General features: G+C 70.9%; 21 protein-coding genes. 7 read left to right on the top strand and 14 right to left on the bottom strand.

The annotated features are described in order from the left end of the window. Positions 1-3 precede the first annotated feature (3 nt). The 4 genes from ACFVQ0_RS04570 to ACFVQ0_RS04555 all read left to right on the top strand — a co-directional run bounded on the left by ACFVQ0_RS04570 (position 4) and on the right by ACFVQ0_RS04555 (position 2558). Positions 4-1044 carry a LacI family DNA-binding transcriptional regulator gene (locus ACFVQ0_RS04570; protein WP_390084478.1) on the top strand — a complete coding sequence of 347 codons (1041 nt, stop codon included), beginning with the start codon at positions 4-6 and terminating at the stop codon, positions 1042-1044. A 157-nt stretch (positions 1045-1201) separates the two neighbouring features. After that, entirely contained in the window at positions 1202-1624 is a 423-nt protein-coding gene (locus ACFVQ0_RS04565; RefSeq protein WP_390084476.1) for a hypothetical protein, read from the top strand. After that, complete coding sequence (locus ACFVQ0_RS04560; protein ID WP_390084474.1) at positions 1624-2316, top strand: DUF6338 family protein; 693 nt, start codon at positions 1624-1626, stop codon at positions 2314-2316. Before ACFVQ0_RS04565 ends, ACFVQ0_RS04560 begins: the two co-directional genes overlap by 1 nt. Continuing rightward, the gene (locus ACFVQ0_RS04555; RefSeq protein WP_390084472.1) at positions 2313-2558 is read left to right on the top strand and encodes a hypothetical protein; all 246 of its coding nucleotides are present in this window, start codon (positions 2313-2315) and stop codon (positions 2556-2558) included. The genes ACFVQ0_RS04560 and ACFVQ0_RS04555 overlap by 4 nt, the downstream gene beginning before the upstream one ends. 33 nt (positions 2559-2591) lie before the next feature. On the opposite strand, the gene ACFVQ0_RS04550 is transcribed toward ACFVQ0_RS04555, so the two are convergent. Next, positions 2592-5462 carry a CHAT domain-containing protein gene (locus ACFVQ0_RS04550; protein ID WP_390084470.1) on the bottom strand — a complete coding sequence of 957 codons (2871 nt, stop codon included), beginning with the start codon at positions 5460-5462 and terminating at the stop codon, positions 2592-2594. Positions 5463-5770: 308 nt separating this feature from the next. Between ACFVQ0_RS04550 and ACFVQ0_RS04545 the strand changes: the two genes are divergently transcribed. Beyond that, the gene (locus tag ACFVQ0_RS04545) at positions 5771-6505 is read left to right on the top strand and encodes a S1 family peptidase (protein WP_390084468.1); all 735 of its coding nucleotides are present in this window, start codon (positions 5771-5773) and stop codon (positions 6503-6505) included. 98 nt (positions 6506-6603) lie between these two features. Here ACFVQ0_RS04545 and pssA read toward each other — a convergent pair whose 3' ends face one another. The 8 genes from pssA to ACFVQ0_RS04505 form a co-directional block, all read right to left on the bottom strand. Then, positions 6604-7458 (bottom strand): CDP-diacylglycerol--serine O-phosphatidyltransferase, encoded by an 855-nt coding sequence (gene pssA / locus ACFVQ0_RS04540; RefSeq protein ID WP_390084466.1) that lies wholly within the window; start codon positions 7456-7458, stop codon positions 6604-6606. Further along, complete coding sequence (locus ACFVQ0_RS04535; protein ID WP_024489890.1) at positions 7445-8092, bottom strand: phosphatidylserine decarboxylase; 648 nt, start codon at positions 8090-8092, stop codon at positions 7445-7447. The genes pssA and ACFVQ0_RS04535 overlap by 14 nt, the downstream gene beginning before the upstream one ends. Positions 8093-8273: 181 nt before the next feature. Next, a complete protein-coding gene (locus tag ACFVQ0_RS04530) occupies positions 8274-9479 on the bottom strand; it encodes an acyl-CoA dehydrogenase family protein (RefSeq protein ID WP_390084464.1) in 1206 nt (401 codons plus the stop codon). Between the two features lie 2 nt (positions 9480-9481). Continuing rightward, positions 9482-10009 (bottom strand): MaoC family dehydratase, encoded by a 528-nt coding sequence (locus ACFVQ0_RS04525; RefSeq protein WP_073734210.1) that lies wholly within the window; start codon positions 10007-10009, stop codon positions 9482-9484. 1 nt (position 10010) lies between these two features. Next, positions 10011-10985, bottom strand: a complete 975-nt coding sequence (locus tag ACFVQ0_RS04520; protein WP_390084462.1) for an HpcH/HpaI aldolase/citrate lyase family protein — start codon at positions 10983-10985, stop codon at positions 10011-10013. After that, positions 10982-12994 carry a protein meaA gene (locus tag ACFVQ0_RS04515; RefSeq protein WP_390084460.1) on the bottom strand — a complete coding sequence of 671 codons (2013 nt, stop codon included), beginning with the start codon at positions 12992-12994 and terminating at the stop codon, positions 10982-10984. The genes ACFVQ0_RS04520 and ACFVQ0_RS04515 overlap by 4 nt, the downstream gene beginning before the upstream one ends. A gap of 1 nt (position 12995) precedes the next feature. Beyond that, positions 12996-14333 (bottom strand): crotonyl-CoA carboxylase/reductase, encoded by a 1338-nt coding sequence (ccrA, locus tag ACFVQ0_RS04510; protein WP_390084458.1) that lies wholly within the window; start codon positions 14331-14333, stop codon positions 12996-12998. Positions 14334-14706: 373 nt separating this feature from the next. Continuing rightward, a complete protein-coding gene (locus ACFVQ0_RS04505) occupies positions 14707-15516 on the bottom strand; it encodes a GNAT family N-acetyltransferase (protein WP_390084456.1) in 810 nt (269 codons plus the stop codon). Positions 15517-15690: 174 nt separating this feature from the next. Here ACFVQ0_RS04505 and ACFVQ0_RS04500 point away from each other — a divergent pair, with 174 nt between their 5' ends. After that, on the top strand, positions 15691-16443 hold the full coding sequence (locus tag ACFVQ0_RS04500; RefSeq protein WP_390084454.1) for a restriction endonuclease: 753 nt from the start codon (positions 15691-15693) through the stop codon (positions 16441-16443). 36 nt (positions 16444-16479) lie between these two features. On the opposite strand, the gene ACFVQ0_RS04495 is transcribed toward ACFVQ0_RS04500, so the two are convergent. Beyond that, complete coding sequence (locus ACFVQ0_RS04495; RefSeq protein ID WP_311302195.1) at positions 16480-17295, bottom strand: TetR family transcriptional regulator; 816 nt, start codon at positions 17293-17295, stop codon at positions 16480-16482. Positions 17296-17386: 91 nt separating this feature from the next. Next, on the bottom strand, positions 17387-19168 hold the full coding sequence (locus tag ACFVQ0_RS04490) for a 3-hydroxyacyl-CoA dehydrogenase family protein (protein WP_390084452.1): 1782 nt from the start codon (positions 19166-19168) through the stop codon (positions 17387-17389). Between the two features lie 372 nt (positions 19169-19540). On the opposite strand from ACFVQ0_RS04490, the gene ACFVQ0_RS04485 reads away from it, so the two are divergent. After that, a complete protein-coding gene (locus ACFVQ0_RS04485) occupies positions 19541-20113 on the top strand; it encodes an adenylosuccinate lyase (RefSeq protein WP_390084450.1) in 573 nt (190 codons plus the stop codon). A gap of 20 nt (positions 20114-20133) precedes the next feature. On the opposite strand, the gene ACFVQ0_RS04480 is transcribed toward ACFVQ0_RS04485, so the two are convergent. The 3 genes from ACFVQ0_RS04480 to ACFVQ0_RS04470 form a co-directional block, all read right to left on the bottom strand. Next, complete coding sequence (locus ACFVQ0_RS04480; protein WP_390084448.1) at positions 20134-20688, bottom strand: GNAT family N-acetyltransferase; 555 nt, start codon at positions 20686-20688, stop codon at positions 20134-20136. A gap of 50 nt (positions 20689-20738) precedes the next feature. Continuing rightward, on the bottom strand, positions 20739-22340 hold the full coding sequence (locus ACFVQ0_RS04475) for an alpha/beta hydrolase (protein ID WP_390084446.1): 1602 nt from the start codon (positions 22338-22340) through the stop codon (positions 20739-20741). A 168-nt stretch (positions 22341-22508) separates the two neighbouring features. Then, positions 22509-23558, bottom strand: coding sequence for an Rv2578c family radical SAM protein (locus tag ACFVQ0_RS04470; RefSeq protein WP_390084444.1), 1050 nt, complete (start codon positions 23556-23558; stop codon positions 22509-22511). Positions 23559-23561: the final 3 nt, after the last annotated feature.

Here is a 23561-nt window from a genome sequence, read left to right as displayed (position 1 = left end):
AGGATGACGACGGAGCCCACCGGCACCTCCGGCAGGGTCACCCTGAACAAGATCGCCTCGGTGGCCGGTGTCTCCGTCTCCACGGTGTCCAAGGTGCTCAACGACCGCTCCGACGTCTCCGCCGAGACCAAGGAGCGCGTCGAGTCCGTGATGGACGACCTCGGCTATGAACGCCGCCCCGCCCGTCGCCGGGGCGGCGTCGTGGACCTCGTGCTCAACGAGCTCGACAGCCTGTGGTCCGTCGAGATCATCCGGGGCGTGGACGAGGTCCTGGCCGAAGCGGGCGCCAGCATGGTCCTGTCCGCGGTCCACGGCCGGAGCGCGGACACCCGCGAATGGCTGGACCAACTGGCCGCGCGCCGCAGCAGCGGCGCCATTCTGGTGGTCTCCGAACTCACCCCGCAGCAGCGCAGGCGGCTCAGCGCGATGGACATCCCCTTCGTGCTGGTCGACCCCGTCGGCAGTGTGGACGCGCTGGTCCCGACCGTCGGAGCGACCAACTGGGCGGGGGCCGTGAGCGCCACCGAGCACCTCATCGGGCTGGGGCACACCCGGATCGCCCATCTCGCGGGGCCGCGCCAGCTACTGTGCAGCAGGGCTCGCGCCGACGGGTTCCGGGCGGCCATGGAGCGCGCCGAGCTGCCGGTGCCGGACGGCTGGGTGTCGTACGGCGAGTTCAACGACGCCTCCGGGCGCACCGGGACGGCACGTCTGCTGGACGAGGCCGCCGCGCGCGGGGAGGACCCGCCCACCGCCGTCTTCGCCGCGAGCGACCTCCAGGCGCTGGGGGCGTTCGAGGCGCTCCGGGCCCGCGGGGTGGAGATTCCGGCCGGCATGAGCGTGATCGGCTTCGATGACCTGCCCGTTGCGCGCTGGACCCATCCGGCACTGACGACCGTGCGCCAGCCGCTCCTGGAGATGGCGTCGATGGCCGCGACGACGCTGCTGCGGATCATCGACGGAGAGCAGGTGGACACCCTGCGGCTTGAGCTGTCGACCCGGCTGGAAGTACGCGGCAGCACCTCCTCGCCCCCTGCCGCCTGAGCGCGCGGGACCGGGGCCGGTCCTGCCCGGCCCCGTGAACGGCGCCGGGGCGAACGCCCGCGATCACCCGAACGAGGGACCGCGATGTTCCCCGGGCGTGACTAGCATCTGAGGGCAGGGCGCTGACAGGCGTGCGGGCGGTCGGGGGAGTCGGTTCATGCGGGTACCGGAGTCCGTGGTGTACGGACTGGTGCTGGGCCTTGTGGTCCTGTCACCCCTCATCGGCTTCGGCCGGGCCAAGTGGCTCGCGGTGCTCAGCCTGTTGAACATCGGGGAGTACCGGGTGCTCGTGGCGAGTGATCCGTTCACGCTGTCGGTGGCGATCACGGCGTTGCTCGGAGCGATGCTGTTGCTCGCGGAGATGACCGCGCCGAGACGGATGTCGGGAGTGCTCTGGCTGGTCGGCGGGCTGCTGGTCGCGCTGGCCTTCTCCCGGCAGTCGCAGACCGCCGCGCTGATCGTGGGCGCGAGACCCTGGGTGGCGATCTCCACGCTGGTGGCGGCGGCCGTGCTGGCGCTCCGCGCGCGGCGGGCCAGGCTGATCGCGCACGATCCGTCCGAGGGCCTGCGGGGCATGTGATGGGGCAGTCCCCCTCGACCCCGGTCCAGATCGCCATGCTGGTGCTGTTCGTCCTGCCGGGCGTCACCTATCAGTTCCTGCGGGAGCGCTGGCGGGGCCCGGTTCCCGGTGAACGCGACCTGGGGGAGCGGGTACTGCGCGCCGTGGCGGCGTCCGTCGTGCTCGACACCCTGTATCTGGTCGCGGCCGGGCCCTGGTTGGTGCGCTTCGCCCGGCACACCGGGGCGGGTGGCCGGGAGGCCGTCGCACAGCAGCCCCGGACGGCCGGGCTGCTGGCCCTGGTGCTCTTCGTCGCCGTGCCGGCGGTGGCCGCGGGCGGTGTCACCTGGTGGCAGCGGCAGCGGCGGCCCGCGCGCTACAGCTCGACGCCCACCGCCTGGGACCACCTGTTCCGCCGGTCCGGCCCCTGCTTCGTCCGCATGCGGCTGCGCGACGGCGCCTGGGTGGGCGGCTGGTACGGGGGCCGGTCGTACGCCACCTCGTATCCGCAGGCCCCCGAGATCTACCTGGAGACCGCGTGGCTGATGAAGCCGGACGGCGGCTTCGTCCGGCCCGTCCGGGACAGCGCCGGGATCCACATCAGAGCGGCGGACACCGATGTGCTGGAACTCCTGGCCCCGCCGTCCGCCGCACCCCCGGAGCCCCCGGCGGCGAGCCTCCCGGCCGCCCGGACCACAGAGGAGCCAGGATGACCGCACCCCGGGCCGAAGAGCCCGAACCGACCGCGTTCGAGAAGAGGTTGCGGCTGAAGGGCGGCGGGGATTTCCGGGGGCACACGCCGGTCCTCTCCATCCCGGAACCGACCCGGGGCCCCTCGGACCGGGCGGGAGTCTCCTTCCCGGCGCGGGACGCCGACGCGGCCGCGCGGCCGTCGGAGCCCGCCGACCTGTCCGACCCGGCAGATTCGTCCGGTGCGCCGCCGGCCGGGGGCTGAGCCGCCGGAGCCTGAGCCGCCGGGCGGTGCCCTTCAGCATCCGACGTGCAGATAACCCGCCCAGAACTGCGGCAGGTTGGGGCACAGCTCACGGACCGCCAGGGTGGCGTGCCGCACCGCGGCCGCCGCGTCGACCGGTGCGCCGGACCGTACCGCCCGCGCCAGCTCCGTGTAGACGTTCTCCGCGAACACGGAGCTGACCTCGTCCTCCACCCGCCACAGGGTCGCGACGACCTGCCGGTAGCCCGCCAGTTGGAAGGCAGAGGCGAGATGGATGGACTCATCGGCGTGGCGGGGCGCGGTGCGGGCGGTGTCGCACGAGGACAGATAGGCGAGCTCCGGGCTGCCCAGCTCCAGCCGCGACACGTCCTCCACGGTCAGCAACCCCCGCTGGTGATCGTGCAGGAGCAGCCCGCTGCGTGAGGGGACGTCGGGATCGGTCGCCGTGTGGCAGGCGAAGTGCGCCCAGGCATGGTCCGGGAGCGCGCCCAGGACCCGCTCCCGCGTCGCGTCCGCGTCCGTGAGCCGGACGGTCCCAGGGAACAGCCCCCGCACCATCCGCGCCTCCGCCTCCGCCCCGGTGAGCGGCTCCGCTCCCGGCGTGCTGGACATGGCGACCGCGAGGGGCACCCGCCGCCGGGCCGAAGGGGCTCCGGTGGTCCGGGCCGTCCGGGCGGCGGCCAGGGAACGCATCGTGGGCGTGTAGGAAGAGACCACCCGGTCGAGCAGCGAGCGGGTACCGCCGCGGTGCCCCGCCGCGTGGACGGGCAGCAGCGCGAGCGAACCGGTGGGCACCCACCACACACGCGGCAGCCCCGGCCCGCGGTGTGCCGCGTGCAGATCCTTCAGGGCGTTCAGCACCGGCTCGGCCAGCGCGTCCCACAGCCAGCCGAGCACCTCGTGCACCGCCGCCGCCCGTTCCGCCTCGCCACCGTGCCCGGCGGCCAGTGCGGCGTCCAGCGTGCGCTGCCGGTGCTCGGCCTCGTCCGGGGTGACCCGCAGCGGGACGGAACGGATCCCGTCGGGGGCGATGATGACCGCGTCGGAGCGGAACCGGCTCACGTTGAGATAGACGACGGCGCCCTCGGCCGCACCGGCGAGCAGCCGCTGCGGGGAGGGCGGCCCCGCGAAGTCCGCGAGCCCGTCGAGCGCACGGATCTCGCGCAGCAGCACGTCCCAGCGCTCGCCCTCCGCACGCCGCCGGGAGCGCGAGTCCGCCGCATCACCCGCGGGCCGCTCCGCGCGCCCCTCGGCGAGGGATGCCCGCAACTCCTCGAACTCCCGGGCCAGCGAAGGCTTCCGGGCCCGCAGCTCACCGATGTCGGAGCGCAGATCCAGCTCCCGCGACAGCAGCACCCCGCGCCCCAGCTCCAGCATCGCCACCGCCCGCTCGGGCGCGCCCTCGAAGAGGGCACACGCGGCGGCGTCCGCCGCGACACCGCTGTACCGGCCGAGCCGGTCCTCCTGGTCCGCCCGGCGCAGTTCGCGGCCCGCCAGCCGGGGGAGCAGCGCGATGACGGTCTCGAACGCCGTCATCGCGTCCCGGTAGCGGGCTCCGGAGGCCGCGATATCGCTCCAGAGCAGTCCGGCCCGCATCCGCGTCGGAACGTCGGCCCTGGGGTGGGTCGCCGCGGCCCGCGCCGCGTCGAGGGCCAGGTCCAGCTTCTTGGTGCGGTCGGCGGCACCGGCCGTGGAACCCGCTCCGCCGGCCGCCCCGCCCGGTGCGCGGGCGGTGTCGTACTGGCCCCGGTCGCGAAGGGCCAGCGCCGCGACGACCTGGTACACCGCCCGTTCCGGGGCATCCGTCGGCGCCGTGCTCAGGGCGCGCTCGCTCAGGCCGATCGCCTCGTCCAGATCGTCCGTGGCCGGCGCGCGCTCCGCGCCCGCCCGCAGCCCGTGCCGGGTACGCAGCGCCAGGCCGAGGTTGCTCAGGCACGTCCCGTACATCGCCTCGCCCGGCGCGACCGTCTCCAGCGCCTCCCGCCCCGTCCGCACGGCCCGGTCGATGTCCCCGAGGTCCCCGGTGCGCTTCCCGCGCTGCACCAGCAGGTAGCAGAGGGTGGCCCGGTCCGCCGCGCGCCGGTAGCCGCGTCCGTCGGACCAGTCCACCGCGGCCGACACCTGGGCCACGGCCTGTTCCAGGACGTCCATGTCGTCGGTGCGCAGGAACTCGCTGTGCAGGGCGGCGCCGAACTGGCCGCACGTACCGGGGAAGTGGGGACTGCGGGACGGGACGAGCCGTACGGCCTCGCGCCCGCCGGCGACGGCCCGCGCCAGATCGTCCGCCGCGCCGAGGTGGTCGTAGCGCAGCCGTAACGCGGTGCTGAGCTGGCAGAGCATCCTGCCCCGGGCCTGGCCGGCCCCCCGGGCCCGGCTCGCCCCTTCACCGGCTTCGACGGCCTCGTCGAGGTCCTGGAGCCGGCCGAGCCGCTCGTACCGCATCCGGGCCGCCCGGATGAGGCCGGTGACGTGGACGAGGTGGTTGGCGTGTCCCACGCTCTGCCGGGTGGCTGCGCGGAAGTCGTCCACCGCCGCGTCCAGGACCGCCAGATCGTCGGATACGGCGTAGTTCCGCAGCCGGTCCTCGCCTGCGGCCGCGCGCTCGTTCGCCGCCAACGGATTGTTGTCCGGGTTGGCGCGCTGCTCCGCGCTGGTCAGCTGGAGGCGTGCGAAGCCCGCGAAACCGGCCACCATCGCGGAGACGTAGGTCGACGGCCCGTACCAGGCGGGGGTGGAGCCGGGGAAGATCCAGGTCCCTTTCTCCACCATCTGCGAGACGACGAAACCGAGGATGCCCCAGGGCGTGCGGCCGCTCGCTCTGCCGATGAGCCGGTCACCCGCGCAGAAGAAGAACAGCATCGTCAATGTGCCGAGCACACCGATCGCCAGTGGCCAGTCCGACATCCGCAGAACTCCCCCTCTTTCCCCCGCCGGGTCGCGGCGGTGCTTCCGCGTCGGCACCGTACCGCCCTGCCCGGCGGGAAATCGGCGGAGTCCCCGTATGGGGGACGGGCGCAATGCGGGGTGATATTCGGCCACGTGTTCGCAATCGGAATCAGGGGTTTCGCATCGAAGATTGAATGCGAAAGTTCATTCGGGTCATTCGCTTTATTTCATTCATTCGATTCATTCGTTCCAATCGGAACCTTTCGGCCCGGCCGGGTATCTGACCAGCCGTACGGCCCGTGCCCCGATCAGAGGAGCTGTTCCGAATGGTTCGTCGTGTCCGTGTATTGCTGGTGACCGCCTTGCTGGCGGTCACGGCTTCGGTGATGTCGTCACCGTCCGCCTCCGCCGTGATCGGCGGATCGAAGAGCGCCTACGGTCCGTGGGCGGTGCGCATGTTCGTCGACGGCGCCCCGGCCTGCACCGGTACGGCGATCGCCCGCCGCTGGATCATCACTGCCTCGCACTGCTTCTTCGAGCAGGGGCAGCCCGTCGCGGACAAGCGGATCTCGTTCCGGGTCGGCAGCCTCGACGTGCGCAAGGGCACCACGCTGCATCCGGTGCCGCGCGGCCGGGTGGGAAGCGCGCGCGCCGACATGATGCTCGTCAAGGTCCCGCCGATGAAGATCCGCACCGCGCGGCTCGCCACGGCCGCCGTGCGCCCCGGCCGGCTCGTGCGGCAGTACGGCTGGGGCGCCACCTGCACCGGGGACGAGAACAGCTGTCAGTCACCCGTGCTCAAGCAGTCGGTTCTACGGGTCCTGCGCCCGACCGCCCCGCGCTGCGAGGGCTACACCGTGCCGGGCGGATCGGACTTCTGCATGGCGAGGGTCTCCGGCATCCCCGCGGGCGGCGACTCCGGCGGCCCGGTGATGAGCATCGGCCCGCACGGCACCGAGACCCTCCTCGGCGTCTTCGACGGCTCCGACCGGGATCGGACGGCCGGGGCGGGCGAGATCTCCCGGCAGCTCGGCTGGATCCGTTCGGTCATCGGGGGATGACCCGGTCATGCACGAGAGCCCGGGGCTGTCCCCGGGCACGCGCGAGGGCCCGGATGCTGGGGAGCATCCGGGCCCTCGCGCATGACGTGCGTGAGACGTTACGGCAGCTGCGCCGCCCGTGCCTCGCGCCGGTTGTCGCGGAACGTGTTCACCCGGCGGGCGGTCGCGAAGAGCGGGATGACCGCCCCCAGGACCACCTGGAGCGCACAGCCGGTCTGGAGCAGCAGCTGACCGCCGGGGGCGTCGAACGCCCAAGCGGCCAGGAGGCCCATCGCGGCCACGATCCAGCCGAGCATCGCCACCGCGAGGACACCCCGCGGCTTGGGGTACTCGACCCGGCTGACCATCAGCCACGCCACTCCGACGATCGCGAGCAGCGTCGGCACGAAGGGCAGCTCCAGGAGCACGATCGAGATGACCGTGAGCGCTCCGAAGGGGCTCGGCATGCCCTGGAACATGCCGTCCTTCAAGGTCACGCAGGAGAATCTGGCAAGCCTGAGCACCACCGCCAGCAGCACGACGATCGCCGCCAGTGCCGAGACCCGCTGGTGTGCGTCGTCCGCGACCATGCCGTACACGAGGACGAAGTACGCCGGGGCGAGCCCGAAGCTGACGAGGTCCGAGAGGTTGTCCAGCTCGGCACCCATCGGCGAGGAGCGCAGCTTGCGGGCCACGAGTCCGTCGAACAGGTCGAAGATCGCGGCCATGAGCATCAGGATCACGGCGGTGGCCGCGGAGTGCCGCGCCATGCCGCTCTCGTCGCTGCCCGTGAGGTGCGGGATGAGGATGCCCGTGGTGGTGAAGTACACCGCCATGAAACCGCACGTGGCGTTACCGAGGGTGAGGGTGTCCGCTATCGACAGCCGCATTGAGAGCGGCATGTCCTCGGTGTCGTCCTCGGCTTCCGACTCGGGTACCCAGCCCGCCTGTGTCTCAGGATCAATCACGGTCAATTCGAGTCACCCCCGCGGTGGTGGCCTGGCCGACCTCGACCGCGACATCGATACCTTCCGGAAGGTAGATGTCGACCCGGGAGCCGAACCGGATCAGGCCGATCCGCTCGCCCTGATCCACCTTCGTGCCCTGCGGGACGTACGGGACGATGCGGCGGGCGACGGCACCCGCGATCTGCACCATCTCGATGTCGCCGAGCTCGGTGTCGAAGTGCCAGACAACGCGCTCGTTGTTCTCGCTCTCCTTGTTGAAAGCCGGAACGAAGCCGCCGGGGATGTGCTCGACCGATGTCACCGTGCCGGCCAGTGGCGCGCGGTTGACATGGACGTTGAGCGGGCTCATGAAGATCGCGACGCGGGTGCGTCCGTCCTTCCACGGCATGATGCTCTGCACCACGCCGTCGGCCGGTGAGATGACGCGCCCCTGGGTGATCTCGCGCTCGGGGTCGCGGAAGAACCACAGCATGCCCGCCGCGAGCGCGGTGGTGGGCACGGCCACGGCCGCCCAGCGCCCGGACCTGCGGGCCCGGGACAGGCTGAGTGCGGCGGTGGCGACGGTCGGGAGGAGCCACGGCGAAGCTCCGCGTGCGAGGCGGACCCCGCCGCGTGGTGCAGAGGTATGGCTGTCGGGCATGGATGACCTTCGTAGCGGATGATGCCGCGCTGGCAACGGGGGACGGCGGCTTTTCCGGCGATGTTATCGGTTGCGGACCGCAACTGGGCAAGCCAGCAGCCGAGTCGGACGTCTGGAAGGCACCGCATGAGGGTGACAGGGTGTGATCTTCTTCGCGGTAAAATCACCGCGAATGGGGCAATCAACCCTGGAACCGGTACTCCTCAAGGAGTCGGCGCCCAATGATCATTTTCTGGATCTCGGCGGTACCTTCACCGATCAGCAGCATCGGGGCCTCCCGGTAGAGGCGCTCGATCTCGTACTCCTTGGAGAAGCCGTAACCGCCGTGGATCCGGAAGGCGTCCTCGACGACTTCCTTGCAGTACTCGGAGGCGAGGTACTTCGCCATCCCTGCCTCCAGGTCGTTTCGCTCCCCGGAGTCCTTTTTGCGCGCTGCATTTACCATCATCGCATGAGCGGCCTCGACCTTGGTGGCCATTTCGGCCAGCTTGAACTGGATCGCCTGGTGCTGGGCGATCGGTTTTCCGAAGGTGTGGCGCTGCTGCGCGTAGGAAACACCCAGCTCGAATGCACGCTGTGCGACGCCACAGCCACGTGCGGCGACATTTACCCGGCCCACCTCCACTCCGTCCATCATTTGGTAAAACCCTCGGCCGGTGGTGCCGCCGAGTACACGATTGGCTGGAATGTGTAGCCCGTCCATGATGAGTTCGGTCGTGTCGACGCCCTTGTAACCCATCTTGTCGATCTTCCCGGGGATGGTGAGGCCGGGCCGGACCTCGCCGAACCCGGGCTCCTTCTCCACCAGGAACGTGGTCATCGACTTGTGCGGCGGGGCGCCCTCGGGGTGGCCTTCGTCACTCCGGCACAGCACGGCGACGAGATTGGACGTGCCGCCGTTCGTCAGCCACATCTTCTGGCCGTTCAGGACGTACTCGTCGCCCTCCCGGACGCCCTTCGAAGTGATCGCCGCGACATCGGAGCCCAGAGCCGGCTCGGACATCGAGAAGGCGCCGCGTACCTCGCCCAGCGCCATCCGGGGCAGGAAGGTGTCCTTCTGCTCCTGGGTGCCGTGCTGCTTGAGCATGTACGCGACGATGAAGTGGGTGTTGATGATCCCGGACACGCTCATCCAGCCGCGGGCGATCTCCTCCACGCACAGCGCGTACGTGAGGAGGGACTCACCCAGCCCGCCGTACTCCTCGGGGATCATCAGTCCGAAGAGTCCGAGTTCCTTGAGGCCCTCGACGATCTCGGCCGGGTACTCGTCGCGATGCTCCAGCTGGGTGGCGACCGGAATGATCTCTTTGTCGACGAAATCACGGACCGTGGAGAGAATTTCCTGCTGGACATCGCTGAGGCCGGCAGTCCGGGCGAGTCGGGCCATGGCTACTTCTCCACGTTCTTCTGCGAAGGCTGTTTCGGCTCCGGGCGGCCGGGCTGTTCCCCGCCCCGCTCCTTGATGTACGTCTCCGTGGGGACCATTACCTTGCGGCGGAAGACGCAGACCAGCGTGCCGTCCTGCTTGTGGCCCCTGGTCTCCACGTAAACGATTCCCCGGTCGGTCTTGGACTTCGACGGGGTCTTGTCGAGAACCGTCGTCTCCCCGTAGATCGTGTCGCCGTGGAAGGTCGGCGCGACATGCTTCAGCGATTCGACCTCCAGGTTGGCGATCGCCTTTCCCGAGACGTCCGGCACCGACATGCCGAGCAACAACGAGTAGATGTAGTTGCCGACGACAACGTTCTTACCGAAATCCGTTGTGCTCTCCGCGTAGTTGCTGTCCATGTGCAGCGGGTGGTGATTCATGGTCAGCAGGCAGAAGAGGTGGTCGTCGTATTCGGTGACGGTCTTTCCGGGCCAGTGCTTGTAGACCGCACCGATCTCGAATTCCTCGTATGTGCGCCCGAACTGCATATCAGGCCTCCGGAGCTTCGAACTTGGAGGTGCGCTGCATGCCGGCCGCGCGGCCCTTGCCCGCGATGACCAGGGCCATCTTGCGGCTGGCCTCGTCGATCATCTCGTCGCCGAGCATCGCCGAACCCTTCTTGCCGCCCTCTTCCGAGGTGCACCAGTCGTAGGCGTCGAGGATCAGCTCGGCGTGGTCGTAGTCCTCCTGCGAGGGCGAGAACACCTCGTTCGCCGCGTCGACCTGACCGGGGTGCAGTACCCACTTGCCGTCGAAGCCGAGCGCCGCCGCGCGGCCCGCGACCTCGCGGTAGGCGTCCACGTCGCGGATCTGGAGGAACGGGCCGTCGATCGCCTGGAGATCGTGCGTGCGGGCCGCCATCAGAATGCGCATCAGGATGTAGTGGTACGCGTCCGCGCCGTACCCGGGCGGCTGCTGGCCGACGACCAGGGTCTTCATGTTGATCGACGCCATGAAGTCGGCCGGGCCGAAGATCAGGGTCTCCAGGCGGGGCGAGGCGGCGGCGATGTCGTCGATGTTGACGAGGCCCTTGGCGTTCTCGATCTGCGCCTCGATGCCGATCTTCCCGACCTCGAAGCCCATCGTCTTCTCGATCTGGGTGAGCAGCAGGTCCAGCGCGACGACCTGCTGGGCGTCCTGCACCTTCGGCAGCATGATGCAGTCGAGGTTGGCGCCCGCGCCCTCGACGACCGTGATGACGTCGCGGTACGTCCAGTGCGTCGTCCAGTCGTTGACCCGCACGACCCGGGTCTTGCCCGTCCAGTCACCGTTGTTCAGCGCGTCGACGATGTGGTGCCGGGCGCCCTCCTTGGCGAGCGGCGCGCAGGCGTCCTCCAGGTCCAGGAACACCTGGTCGGCCGGGAGGCCCTGGGCCTTCTCCAGGAACCGGGGGTTCGAGCCGGGCACGGCGAGACAGGAGCGGCGCGGGCGCAGCCGGTTCACGGGGGCGGTGGGAGTGGTCATGCGGGGACCTCCAGAGGGTCGAGCTTGTTCGCTTTCCGGATCTCGTCGACGATACGGCCGATGATCTCCGTGATGCCGAAGTCCTTCGGGGTGAATACGGCGGCCACACCGGCCTTGATCAGGGCCGCGGCGTCCGCGGGCGGGATGATCCCGCCCGCGATGACCGGGATGTCACCGGCGCCGGTGCGGCGGAGCCGGGTCAGCACGTCAGGCACCAGCTCGGCGTGCGAGCCGGACAGGATCGAGAGGCCGACGCAGTGCACGTCCTCGGCGACGGCGGCCGAGACGATCTGCTCCGGCGTCAGGCGGATGCCCTGGTAGACGACCTCGAATCCGGCGTCGCGGGCGCGCACCGCGATCTGCTCGGCGCCGTTGGAGTGCCCGTCCAGGCCGGGCTTGCCGACGAGCAGCCGCAGCCGGCCCACGCCCAGGTCCGCGGCCGTCCGGGCGACCTTCTCGCGTACCAGGGCCAGCGGGGTGCCCTCCTCCGCGGTCACCGCGACCGGGGCGGACGACACCCCGGTCGGGGCGCGGAACTCGCCGAAGACGTCGCGCAGCGCCCAGGACCACTCGCCCGTGGTGACGCCGGCGCGGGCGCACTCGACGGTGGCCTCCATCATGTTCTCGGTGCCCGCGGCGGCCTTCTTCAGGAGGGTCAGGGCCTCGGTGGCGCGGGCCTCGTCGCGGTTGTCGCGCCAGTCGTGGAGTGCGGCGACGACCTTGGCCTCGTTCGCCGGGTCGACCGTCATGATGGCGGCGTCGAGGTCGGCGGTGAGCGGATTGGGCTCGGTGCCCTGGTGGATGTTGACGCCGACGATCTTCTCGTCGCCGCTCTCGATCCGGGCCCGCCGGGCGGCGTGCGAGGAGACCAGCTCGGACTTGAGGTAGCCGGACTCGACGGCCGCCATCGCGCCGCCCATCCCCTGGATCCGGTCGATCTCCGCGAGCGATTCGGTGACCAGCTCGTCCACCTTGGCCTCGATGACGTGGGACCCGGCGAAGATGTCCTCGTACTCCAGCAGATCGCTCTCGTGGGCGAGGACCTGCTGGATACGGAGCGACCACTGCTGGTCCCAGGGGCGCGGCAGCCCCAGCGCCTCGTTCCAGGCGGGCAGCTGCACCGCGCGGGCGCGGGCGTCCTTGGAGAGGGTGACGGCCAGCATCTCCAGGACGATGCGCTGGACGTTGTTCTCCGGCTGGGCCTCGGTCAGGCCGAGCGAGTTGACCTGGACGCCGTAGCGGAAGCGGCGCTGCTTGGCGTCGGTGATGCCGTAGCGCTCCTGGGTGATCCGGTCCCAGATGCGGCCGAAGGCGCGCATCTTGCACATCTCCTCGATGAACCGGACGCCCGCGTTCACGAAGAAGGAGATCCGGGCGACGACGGCGCCGAACTTCTCCGGCGGCACCTGCCCGGAGTCGCGTACGGCGTCGAGGACCGCGATGGCCGTCGACATGGCGTACGCGATCTCCTGGACCGGGGTGGCCCCGGCCTCCTGGAGGTGGTAGCTGCAGATGTTGATCGGGTTCCACTTGGGGATGCGGTTGACCGTGTACGTGATCATGTCGGTGGTCAGCCGCAGCGAGGGGCCCGGCGGGAAGACGTGCGTCCCGCGCGAGAGGTACTCCTTCACGATGTCGTTCTGCGTGGTGCCCTGGAGCTTGTCCGCGTCGGCGCCCTGCTCCTCCGCGACCACCTGGTAGAGCGCCAGCAGCCACATCGCGGTGGCGTTGATCGTCATCGAGGTGTTCATCTGTTCCAGCGGGATGTCCTGGAACAGCCGGCGCATGTCACCGAGGTGCGATACGGGCACGCCGACCCGGCCCACCTCGCCGCGGGCGAGGATGTGGTCGGGGTCGTACCCGGTCTGGGTGGGCAGGTCGAAGGCGACAGAGAGGCCTGTCTGGCCCTTGGCGAGGTTGCGCCGGTAGAGCTCGTTGGACGCCTCCGCGGTCGAGTGACCGGCGTACGTCCGCATGAGCCAGGGGCGGTCCTTCTGACGGCCGGTCATGTCAGATGTCCCGGAATCGGTTGATGGCGTCGATGTGCCGCTCGCGCATCTCGTGGTCGCGCACGCCCAGGCCCTCGCGCGGCGCCAGTGCCAGGACGCCGACCTTGCCCTGGTGGAGGTTGCGGTGCACGTCGTACGCGGCCTGGCCGGTCTCCTCCAGGGAGTAGACCTTCGACAGCGTCGGGTGGATCTTCCCCTTGGCGATCAGGCGGTTGGCCTCCCACGCCTCGCGGTAGTTGGCGAAGTGCGAGCCGATGATGCGCTTGAGCGACATCCACAGGTAGCGGTTGTCGTACTCGTGGGTGTAGCCCGAGGTCGAGGCGCAGGTGACGATCGTGCCGCCCTTGCGGGTCACATAGACACTGGCGCCGAAGGTCTCGCGGCCGGGGTGCTCGAAGACGATGTCGACGTCCTCGCCGCCGGTCAGTTCGCGGATGCGCTTGCCGAACCGCTTCCACTCGCGCGGGTCCTGGTTGTGCTCGTCCTGCCAGAACTTGTAGCCCTCGGCGTTGCGGTCGATGATCGCCTCCGCGCCCATCTTCCGGCAGATCTCCGCCTTCTGGTCGCTGGAGACGACACAGATCGGGTTGGCGCCGCCGGCCAGTGCGAACTGCGTGGCGTACGAGCCGAGTCCGCCGCTCGCGCCCCAGATCAGCACGTTGTCGCCCTGCTTCATCCCCGCGCCGTTGCGCGAGACGAGCTGGCGGTACGCGGTCGAGTTGACCAGTCCGGGAGACGCGGCCTCCTCCCAGCTGAGGTGGTCCGGCTTCGGCATCAGCTGGTTCGACTTCACCAGGGCGACCTCTGCCAGGCCGCCGAAGTTGGTCTCGAAGCCCCAGATGCGCTGCTCGGGGTCGAGCATCGTGTCGTTGTGGCCGTCCGAGGACTCCAGTTCGACCGAGAGGCAGTGCGCGACGACCTCGTCACCGGGGTGCCAGGCGTTGACGCCGGGGCCGGTGCGCAGGACGACGCCCGCCAGGTCCGAGCCGATGACGTGGTACGGCAGGTCGTGGCGCTTGCTGAGGTCGCTGAGCTTTCCGTACCGCTCCAGGAAGCCGAAGGTCGAGACGGGCTCGAAGATCGACGTCCACACGGAGTTGTAGTTGACCGAGCTGGCCATGACCGCCACCAGCGCCTCGCCCGGACCCAGCTCGGGCACCGGCACGTCCTCGATGTGGAGGGACTTGCGGGGGTCCTTGTCGCGGCTGTCGACGCCGGCGAACATCTCGGCCTCGTCCTTGTGCACGGTCACCGCGCGGTACGACTCGGGGATGGACAGGGCCGCGAAGTCCGCGGCGTTGCTGTCCTGCGATTGGATCGCGTCCAGGATTTCCTTCACGGTGTGCCTCCGATGGAGCTGCGTTTGAGGGAACGCTTGAGGGTCCTGCGAAGCAGGGGGAGCGGTGTTGCGTGGAGGTGTGCCGTCGGTTCGGCGGGTGGTGCTTCGGCTGTTCGCTCTGTGGAGCGGAAGGGTTTGCCTGTGACGCAGGCGTCCGGGCACGCAGGCACCTGGCTTGCGGGGACAGCCGGCGTACGTGAGGTCTCAGCACGCCGGCCGCCCGGACGACTTCAACGTATGGCACTCCGTGACAGCTGGCAAGGCACTGGGTGCCAGCAATTTCCCTCAATTGTCGTCCGGGTGCCACGCATGAGCAACAGGAGGGGAGTTTTGGCGCGTTGTGCCCCGTCGTGTCGTGCCCCGTGCTGGAAGGTCAGGAGGCGGGGCGGTAGATGTACGGGGTCGTCGTGGTGAGGGCCGTGAACCCGAGGCGCTGGAGAATCGGGCGGCTGTCCTCGGTCGCGTCGACCTGGAGGTAGCGGTAGCCGCGCTCTGCGGCGATCCGGGTCCGGAAGGCGATCAGCGCCCGGTAGACGCCCCGGCCGCGCCACGCCTCCACGGTGCCGCCGCCCCACAGTCCGGCGAAGCCGGTGTCCGGGTACAGCTCCATCCGGGCCGAGCTCACCGGCTCCTCGCCCGCCATGGCCAGCACCCCGACGAAGTGGTCCGGGTCCTCCTTCAGCCGGGCCAGCACCTGCTGCCGCAGCCGGGGTCGGTCCGAGCCGAACGCCTGCTCGTGGGCGCGGGCCATCAGCTCCACATCGGCCTCGTCACGTACGGTGCGCAGCCGGACGCCGTCGGGGAGCACGACCTCCGTGGGCAGCTCCGCGACCGTCGCGACCAGCAGGGTCTCCGGCTCCTCGGCCTCGAAACCGGCCGCCAGCAGCCGGTCCCCCAGATCGGCCGGGCGGTCGTGGCCGTACAGCTTCCACTCGAACTCGTCGCACCCGTGCTCCTCGCAGTGCGCAACCTGGGCGGCGATCGCCGCGTCGGCCCGTGCGGCGTCCAGGTCCGGGGAGGACCACACGACCCCGTTCCAGTCGTGGGCCGCGCCGTTCCGGCGTACGACGTCGCCGATGCGCTCGACGCGGTCGCCGGGGCCGTCGGGGCGGGCGAATTCGCGCATCTCCCGGTCGAAGACGGCCAGCAGTTCTTCACGATGTGCGGTTGTCTGATCGCTCATCCGCACACCACAGCACCGGGCCGGTGCACCGGCAACCGGATTTGCGGCCGCTGAATCGGGCCGGGCGGGGCAGATGCCAGACATGAATGATCTTGGAAGACACATATCGGGGCGGTGCGCATGACGGTACCGGTGCGAGGGCGGAGCTCCGGCGGCTCCCCGAAGGCTTTCAGTGTGCGTGCGACCGCCGGCGGATTCGGGGCCGTGGCCCTGCTGATCTGCGGCGGAGGACTGATGGTGCGCATCGCCTGGGAGGGGATGCTCAGGCATCCGGCCGCCGTCGTGCCGGCCGCCGCGCTCGCCTTGGCGGGCGCCCTTCTCCTGCACCTCCGCCGGACGCGTCGCCGCCCGCGCGGCGGCCCCGGCCCCCTCTCCGAGGCCGTGCAGGAGCTCTTCGAGCCGCCCCAGGAGCCCTGGAGCTCCCCGGACCCGGAATACCGGCCGGAATACCGGCCCCTCCACGACGACGGCATGGGGCGCACGGCCGTCCTGCCGGAACCGGTGCTGGAACAGGAGTGGGAGCCGGCCGCGCCCGAGGAGGAGGAGCAGGGCCAGGAGCCCCTGGACGCCGACGGGTTCGAGGACGCGATCGCCGCGCTCTGCGAGCGGGACGGCTGCTTCGACGTGCGGGTCGTCGGCGGAGCGGGCGACCTGGGGGCCGATGTGATCGCGATCGCCCCCGACGGACGGCGACTGGTCGTCCAGTGCAAGTACTACGGGCCGGACAACAAGGTCGGCTCGCAGGACCTCCAGCGGTTCGGCGGAACCTGCTACGCCGTGCACGAGGCCGAGATAGCCCTCTGCGTCACCACCAGCGCGTACACCACTCCGGCCCTGGAGTACGCGGAGCAGTGCGCGATCCTCTGTGTGGACGGCGAGGCGCTCGCGGCCTGGAACGACGGGACCTCACCGCCGCCGTGGCAGTGAGCCCGCCGGTAGCCGTGCGCCCCGCCCGGCTCCTGCTCAGCGCTCCTTGAGGGCCTGCTGGATCGTGCGCATCACTTCGTCCAGCGGCGCGTCCGTGCGGGCGACGGCGACCAGCACCTCTCCCTCGGCGCTCACCGAGGCGGCGGGCGGCTTCGCCGGCTCGCTGCCCGCCGTGCGGCCCGCGCCGATCCCGGTGCCGAAGGTGTCGCGGACGATGGCGAACGCGTGGTCCAGCTGCGCCTCCACATCGCCCTGGCCGTCCACCCGCAGCCACCGGCGCAGCACATGGTTGTGCGCGGTGACCACGGCGGACGCCGCGACCTCCGCCAGCAGCGGGTCGTCGTTGCCGACATGGTGGTCGCGCTCGTCGAAGTGGCCCAGCAGATAACGCGTGAACAGCCGCTCGTAGCGGGCCACCGAGGCGATCTCGGCCTCCCGCAGGGTGGGCACCTCACGGGTCAGCTTGTAGCGGGCCACCGAGACCGCGGGCTTCGCCGCGTACATCTTCATGACTTCCTTGATGCCCCGGCAGACCGTGTCGAGCGGGTGCTCGTGCGCGGGAGCGGCGTTCAGGACCGCCTCCGCGCGTACGAGAGTGTCGTCGTGGTCCGGGAAGATGGCCTCTTCCTTGGAGCGGAAGTGCCGGAAGAAGGTGCGCCTGGCGACGCCCGCGGCGCCCGCGATCTCGTCGACCGTCGTCGCCTCGTACCCCTTCGTGGCGAAGAGCTCCATCGCCGCGGCGGCCAGTTCACGGCGCATTTTGAGCCGTTGGGCGGCGGCACGCGTGCCCGCGGCACTTTCCGGGGCGTCGGGCGCGGCGGACACACGGGGGGACCTGGCGGGCTGGGGCATGGTGTGAACGTACTGCATCGGTGCGGGGGAGTGCGCCTGTGGGGGCGGGCCGCCCGCGCGACCGAGCAGCCCGCCCCAGCCGCCGCCCCCGTCAGCGACGGGCATATTCGCGGAAGCCGCGCCCCGTCTTGCGGCCGAGGCAGCCGGCGGCCACCAGATGCTCCAGCAGCGGCGCCGGGGCGAGTCCCGGGTCACGGAACTCGCTGTGCAGCACCTTCTCGATGGCGAGCGAGACATCGAGGCCCACGACGTCCAGCAGCTCGAACGGGCCCATCGGATAGCCGCCGCCCAGCTTCATCGCGGCGTCGATGTCGTCCAGCGTCGCGTAGTGCTCCTCGACCATCTTGATCGCGTTGTTCAGGTACGGGAACAGCAGCGCGTTCACGATGAACCCGGCCCGGTCCCCGCAGTCCACCGGGTGCTTGCGCACCTTGACGCAGACCTCGCGGACCGTGGCGTGCACGTCGTCGGCCGTCAGCACCGTGCGGACCACCTCGACCAGCTTCATCGCGGGGGCCGGGTTGAAGAAGTGCATCCCGATGACGTCCTGGGGCCGCGAGGTGGCCCGCGCGACCGACACGACCGGCAGTGAGGACGTGGTGGTGGCGAGGACCGCGCCCGGCCTGCACACCTTGTCCAGGGTGGCGAACAGCTGCTGCTTCACCAACAGGTCCTCGGCCACGGCCTCGACGGCGAGATCGACCTCGGAGAAGGCGTCCAGCGAGCCGGCCGCGGTGATCCGGGCCAGCGTCTCGTCCCGGTCCCCGGCCGTCAGCCGCCCCTTGGCGACCGACCGTTCGAGCGACTTCGCGATCCGGCCCTTCGCGGTCTCCGCCTTCTCCTGCCCGCGTGCGGCGAGCACCACGTCGTAACCGGCCTTCGCGAACACCTCCGCGATCCCCGAGGCCATCGTCCCGGACCCGGCGACGCCCACGGAGCGCACGGTCCGCCCGGCGCCCGTACCGCCGTCCGGCGAGGGCGTCAGCGCGTCCGGGACCACGTCCTGGCTGCCCGGCTCCGCGTACGTGTAGAAGCCGCGGCCCGCCTTGCGGCCGGTCAGCCCGGCCTCGCTGAGCTGGCCGAGGACCGGCGCGGGGGCGTGCAGCCGGTCGTGCGAGGCGCTGTACATCGCCTCCAGGACGGTGCGGGCGGTGTCGACGCCGATCAGGTCCAGCAGGGCGAGCGGGCCCATCGGCAGCCCGCAGCCCAGCTTCATCGCCGCGTCGATGTCCTCGCGCGACGCGTAGTTCGCCTCGTACATCGCCGCGGCCTGGTTGAGGTAGCCGAACAGCAGCCCGTCGGCCACGAACCCCGGACGGTCGCCGACCGCGACCGGCTCCTTGCCCAGCTGCCGGGCGAGTTCCGTGACCGCCGCGACGGCCGGCGGCGCGGTCAGCACGGACGAGACCACCTCGACCAGCTTCATCGCGGGCGCCGGGTTGAAGAAGTGCAGGCCGAGCACGCGCTCCGGGTGCAGCGACTCCGCGGCGAGCCGGGTCACCGACAGCGCGTTGGTGCCCGTCGCGAGGATCGCGGTGGGCGAGACGACCGCGTCGAGCTCCCGGAACACCTGCTGCTTGATCTCGTACGACTCGGGCACGACCTCGATGACGAGCTCCGCCTCCGCGGCGGCCTGGACGTCGGAGAAGGTACGGAAGCGGGCGAGGATGTCGCGCCGCTCCTCCTCGGTGATCCGCTCGCGCCGCACGGCCCGTGCGGTGGAGGCCTCAAGGGAGGCGACGGACTGGCGGGCCGCCACGTCGCTGATGTCGATACCGATGACCTCGCGGCCGGACCGGGCGAGGACCTCGGCGATGCCGGTGCCCATCGTGCCGAGGCCGATGACGGCGATGGTGCTGAGCGGGGTGTCCATCACGGGACTCCAGGGATGAGTGACGACTGAGGGACGCACGGCGCGCGCGGTCGATGAGAGGGGCCGGTGGCCCGGACCGCCGCACGGCGTGCGGGAGTTGCCTGTCGTGGTGCTCGCGGCCGGGTGCGAAGGGCACACCCGGACCGGGAAGGGGCGGCGGACTCTGTCCCGGAGTCACGCCTCGCAAAGCTGCCGAACCGACATCCACTCCGGGTGGCTGCGTCACCAGGCCACCGGAGCCGGCGGGGGAGTGTCCCGCTCACATGAGGTTAACCGGCGAGTAACGAGCGCGCCAGCCCTGGATCGTTGTGGCCCCCCTCACATTCGAGGCACTCTCCGGCACGCTGTGTGCTCACCGATACGCTGACCGTCATGGACGAGGAGCTGCGGTCGCTGACGCACCGGCTGGCCGAAGAGGCCGAAGGGTCTGCCGCCTACCACCGGCTGATCGCCACCGAGGACGAAGAGGAGCTGGCGCGGGTCCTCGTCGAGCGCGAACGCCCGCTGTGGGCACGCGAGATCGCGGCGTTCCGGCTGGGCTGCGGCGGCGACCGCCGCGCCTTCGAGACCCTGGTGCTGCTGCTCAACCACCGCGACCCGGAGCGCTGCGCCGGCGCGGCACACGCGCTGGCCCGCCTCGGCGACCCGCGCACCCCGCGCGCCGCCGCCGCGCTAGCCACCAACTCCCTGCGCACCGCCTACGCGTTGTACCCGGTCCGGCTGCTCGGCGAACTGCGCGCCCCGGAGTCCGTACCGGCCCTGATGACCACCCTGCGCGGGCTCCTCGGTCCGGACGAACCGCACTGGAGGGTGGCGCTCGCCTGCGTCGAGGAGCTCGGGCTGCTCGGTGACGCGCGGGCTCGCCCGCTGCTGGAGACAGCCCTGCCGCATCCCCGGCTGGGCGACGCGGCGGCGGAGGCGCTCGGCAGACTTCCGGCGTACTGAGGCGAGTGAACCGGCGCGTTTCAGTGCGTGCCGAGCGGGCGTACGTAACGCACCTCGGGCACCGGCACGCCGTCCACCTCGAAGGATTCCGCTGCGCCGTCCGCCCGGAAGCCCGCGCGGGCGTAGAAGCGGCGGGCCTGCGTGTTCTCCCTGAGTACCCAGAGCGCGAGATCCCGATGGCCGGCCGCGCCGGCGCGCGCCAGCACCTCGGACATCAGGGCCCGGCCCACCCCCGTCCCCGTCAGCTCAGGCAGTACGTAGATCGCGTACAGCTCACCGCGCGCGAGCCGTGCGCCGTTCTCGCGGTACGGCCCGTACGCGGCCCAGCCGATGACGCCGAGGCCCGCCCGCTCGGCCACCACGTTGACGACCTGGTTGCCCTCGGCGAAGAACCCCCGGCGCCGCTCCGCGTCCTCCGCGACGCTCATCGCGTCCAGATACGCCTGCGGCATCAGTCCGGCGTACGCGCTCCGCCAGCCGCGTACCCGGACTGTCGAGACGGCCTCGCAGTCGTCAATGGTCATGTCCCGAATCAGCGGTTCGGGGGCGTGCGCCGGTGTGGGGCGGGTGGTCATCCGCCCATCCTCTCGCGCACGCCCCCGGTGGGGAACGCGGTTTCTGCCCGTCAGCCCCGGAAGCCGAGGATCCCGTGCAGCGCGCTGCCCCGGTCGCCGGTGCCCGCGCGGGCTGCCGCCTTCGCGGTCTTCGCGGTCTTGCCGGTCGTGGGCTTGGGGTCCGGCGACTTGGCGCAGACCGCGCCCACGTCGCCGCCCTTCCCGCGTGGCACGGTGCCCTTGGCGAGATAGTCCGCCAGATACGCGTCCAGGCAGTCGTTGCCGCTCAGGGTGACGCCGTGGTTGCCGCCACCCTGCTCGACGACCAGGCTGGAGCCGCGGAGCTTGCGGTGCAGGGTGACGCCGCCCTCGTACGGGGTGGCCGCGTCGTCCGTGGCCTGGAAGAGCAGTGCGGGCGGCAGGGCGTGGTTGGAGATCCGGACCGGGTTCAGCGGCTCCACCGGCCAGTCGGCGCACGGGGCGTTGTACCAGGTGTTGCTCCAGGCCATGAAGGGGGCCTTGGAGTGCACTCGCCAGGTGTCGTTGCGCCAGACGTTCCAGTCGCGCGGCCACTCGGCGTCACGGCACTGCACGGCGGTGTAGACCGAGTACCCGTTGTCGCCCTCCGCGTCGACCGCGCCGAACCGCTCGTACGCCTTGACCAGCGTCTTCTCGTCCTTGTGGTTCACGTAACCGGCGAACGCCTCGGCCAGCGCGGGCCAGTAGCCGTTGTAGTAGCCGCCCGGCAGGAACGTGTCGTCCAGCTCGCTCGCGCCGACCTTCTTGCCCGCGGGATGCTTCTTGACGGCGTTCCGCATCCGGTACCAGACGGCCTCGACCTTCGCGGGGTCGCTGCCCAGCTTGTACGTGCTGTCGTACTTCGCCACCCAGGCCATGAACGCCTTGTGCCGGGTGTCGAACGCGTAGTCCTGGCTCAGGTTGTCGTCGTACCAGACGCCGGTCGGGTCGACGTTGGAGTCGAGCACCAGGCGCCGCACGCGGTCCGGGAACAGCTTGGCGTACACCGAGCCCAGGTAGGTGCCGTAGGAGTACCCGAGGTAGTTGAGCTTCGCGGCGCCGGTCGCCCGCCGGATCACGTCGAGGTCCTTGGCCGCGCTGACCGTGTCCATGTACGGCAACAGGTCCGGGTACTTCTGGCCACAGGCGGCCGCGAAGGACCGGGCGCGTTCCCGGTTGATCCGCTCGCCCCCGAGGGAGTTCGGCACCGAGTCCGGCCGCACCGGATCGGAGTACTTGGGCACGCAGTCCAGGGCCGGCCGGCTCTTGCCCACGCCGCGCGGATCGAAGCCGATCACGTCGTACTGGGCGGCCACCGCCTTCGGCAGCGACGCGGCGACGAAACCGGCCATCGACAGTCCGCTGCCGCCGGGACCGCCGGGGTTGACCAGCAGCGGGCCCTGGAACGTCTTCGAGGTGTGCGGGACCCGGGTCAGGGCGAGGGTGACCTTCCGGCCCGACGGGTCGTCATGGTCGAGCGGGGCGCTCACCGACGCGCACTGGAGCGTCGGGGACGCCTTGGTGGCGCAGGCGGTCCACTTGGGCGCCGCGACCCGCTGCGTGCCCGTGTCGGCGGTCGCCGGGGACGGGGCGGCGGTCACCAGACCGGCGACCGTCGCCCCGACGGCGAACAGAATTCCTGAACGTTTCGTCATATGGCCTCCCGTGGTGGGGGGAACACGGCTGCGCGTGGCGGCAGCCCCCGCGGGATGCTCCCCGTATTCGGGACCGGAAGGACCTGTTGTGGTGAGAGATGACCCGTTTGCCCGTGGGACCCCGGCGCGCCGCGGCCGTCGCGGTCGTCGCAGCCGCGCGGCGGCCGGTCAGAGCAGGGTCAGCTGGGTGGGCTCGGAGCCGTCCAGCGGGGGCTGCGGCTCGTCCCGCGCGGGGAGGGCGCGCGAGGTGCCCCGGCGCGAGGGCCCGATGCCGTACTCGGTCGCCAGCTCGTGCACGCGGCGCGTGATCCGGCGCTGATACCAGGTGGGCGCGTACGCCCCGTCCGCGTACAGGCGCTCGTAACGGCCCACCAGCCCCGGGTGGTGGCGGCCGAGCCACTCCATGAACCACTCCCGGGAGCCGGGGCGCAGATGCAGGACGAGCGGGGTCACGGAGGTCGCGCCGGCGGCGGCGATCGCGCGGACGGTCGCCCGCAGCTGTTCCGGCCGGTCCCCGAGGAACGGGATGACGGGCGCCATCAGGACCCCGCAGCCGATGCCGTGCCCGCTGAGGGCGCGTACGACGTCGAGGCGGCGCTCGGGGGAGGGGGTGCCGGGCTCCACGGTGCGCCAGAGCTCGGGGTCGACGAAGCCGACGGAGACCGAGACGCCCACCTCTGTGACCTCCGCGGCCTGCCGCAGCAGTTCCAGGTCGCGCAGGATCAGGGTGCCCTTGGTCAGGATCGAGAAGGGGTTCGCGTGGTCGCGCAGGGCCGCGAGGATGCCGGGCATCAGCCGGTAGCGGCCCTCGGCCCGCTGGTAGCAGTCGACATTGGTCCCCATCGCTATGTGCGCGCCGTGCCAGCGCGGCGAGGCGAGTTCGCGGCGCACCAGCTCCGGGGCGTTGATCTTGACGACGATCTGGGAGTCGAAGCCGAGCCCGGTGTCGAGGTCCAGATAGCTGTGGGTCTTGCGGGCGAAGCAGTAGACGCACGCGTGCGAACAGCCGCGGTAGGGGTTCACCGTCCATTCGAAGGGCATCCGGGACGCGCCGGGCACCCGGTTCAGCGCCGAGCGGGCCCGGACCTCGTGGAAGGTGATGCCGCGGAACTCCGGAGTGTCGAAGGTGCGCGTCGTCACCGCGTCCGCGGCGAAGAGCGCGGCCTCCCCGCTCTTGGTGGTCTTGGCGGGGTTGTCTGCCAGATTGTCCCAGCGCATGGA

The organism is Streptomyces sp. NPDC057900 (assembly GCF_042887885.1).
Taxonomy (GTDB): Bacteria; Actinomycetota; Actinomycetes; order Streptomycetales; family Streptomycetaceae; genus Streptomyces.
This window is presented reverse-complemented; position numbering and strand designations above follow the sequence as displayed.

Excerpts from the sequence above, each read along its gene's own strand:
- ACFVQ0_RS04570 (WP_390084478.1), top strand. The coding sequence starts at position 4 with ATGACGACGGAGCCCACCGGCACCTCCGGCAGGGTCACCCTGAACAAG.
- ACFVQ0_RS04565 (WP_390084476.1), top strand. The coding sequence starts at position 1,202 with ATGCGGGTACCGGAGTCCGTGGTGTACGGACTGGTGCTGGGCCTTGTG.
- ACFVQ0_RS04560 (WP_390084474.1), top strand. The coding sequence starts at position 1,624 with ATGGGGCAGTCCCCCTCGACCCCGGTCCAGATCGCCATGCTGGTGCTG.
- ACFVQ0_RS04555 (WP_390084472.1), top strand. The coding sequence starts at position 2,313 with ATGACCGCACCCCGGGCCGAAGAGCCCGAACCGACCGCGTTCGAGAAG.
- ACFVQ0_RS04550 (WP_390084470.1), bottom strand. The coding sequence starts at position 5,462 with ATGTCGGACTGGCCACTGGCGATCGGTGTGCTCGGCACATTGACGATG.
- ACFVQ0_RS04545 (WP_390084468.1), top strand. The coding sequence starts at position 5,771 with ATGGTTCGTCGTGTCCGTGTATTGCTGGTGACCGCCTTGCTGGCGGTC.
- ACFVQ0_RS04535 (WP_024489890.1), bottom strand. The coding sequence starts at position 8,092 with ATGCCCGACAGCCATACCTCTGCACCACGCGGCGGGGTCCGCCTCGCA.
- ACFVQ0_RS04530 (WP_390084464.1), bottom strand. The coding sequence starts at position 9,479 with ATGGCCCGACTCGCCCGGACTGCCGGCCTCAGCGATGTCCAGCAGGAA.
- ACFVQ0_RS04525 (WP_073734210.1), bottom strand. The coding sequence starts at position 10,009 with ATGCAGTTCGGGCGCACATACGAGGAATTCGAGATCGGTGCGGTCTAC.
- ACFVQ0_RS04520 (WP_390084462.1), bottom strand. The coding sequence starts at position 10,985 with ATGACCACTCCCACCGCCCCCGTGAACCGGCTGCGCCCGCGCCGCTCC.
- ACFVQ0_RS04515 (WP_390084460.1), bottom strand. The coding sequence starts at position 12,994 with ATGACCGGCCGTCAGAAGGACCGCCCCTGGCTCATGCGGACGTACGCC.
- ACFVQ0_RS04505 (WP_390084456.1), bottom strand. The coding sequence starts at position 15,516 with ATGAGCGATCAGACAACCGCACATCGTGAAGAACTGCTGGCCGTCTTC.
- ACFVQ0_RS04495 (WP_311302195.1), bottom strand. The coding sequence starts at position 17,295 with ATGCCCCAGCCCGCCAGGTCCCCCCGTGTGTCCGCCGCGCCCGACGCC.
- ACFVQ0_RS04490 (WP_390084452.1), bottom strand. The coding sequence starts at position 19,168 with ATGGACACCCCGCTCAGCACCATCGCCGTCATCGGCCTCGGCACGATG.
- ACFVQ0_RS04485 (WP_390084450.1), top strand. The coding sequence starts at position 19,541 with ATGGACGAGGAGCTGCGGTCGCTGACGCACCGGCTGGCCGAAGAGGCC.
- ACFVQ0_RS04480 (WP_390084448.1), bottom strand. The coding sequence starts at position 20,688 with ATGACCACCCGCCCCACACCGGCGCACGCCCCCGAACCGCTGATTCGG.
- ACFVQ0_RS04475 (WP_390084446.1), bottom strand. The coding sequence starts at position 22,340 with ATGACGAAACGTTCAGGAATTCTGTTCGCCGTCGGGGCGACGGTCGCC.
- ACFVQ0_RS04470 (WP_390084444.1), bottom strand. The coding sequence starts at position 23,558 with ATGCGCTGGGACAATCTGGCAGACAACCCCGCCAAGACCACCAAGAGC.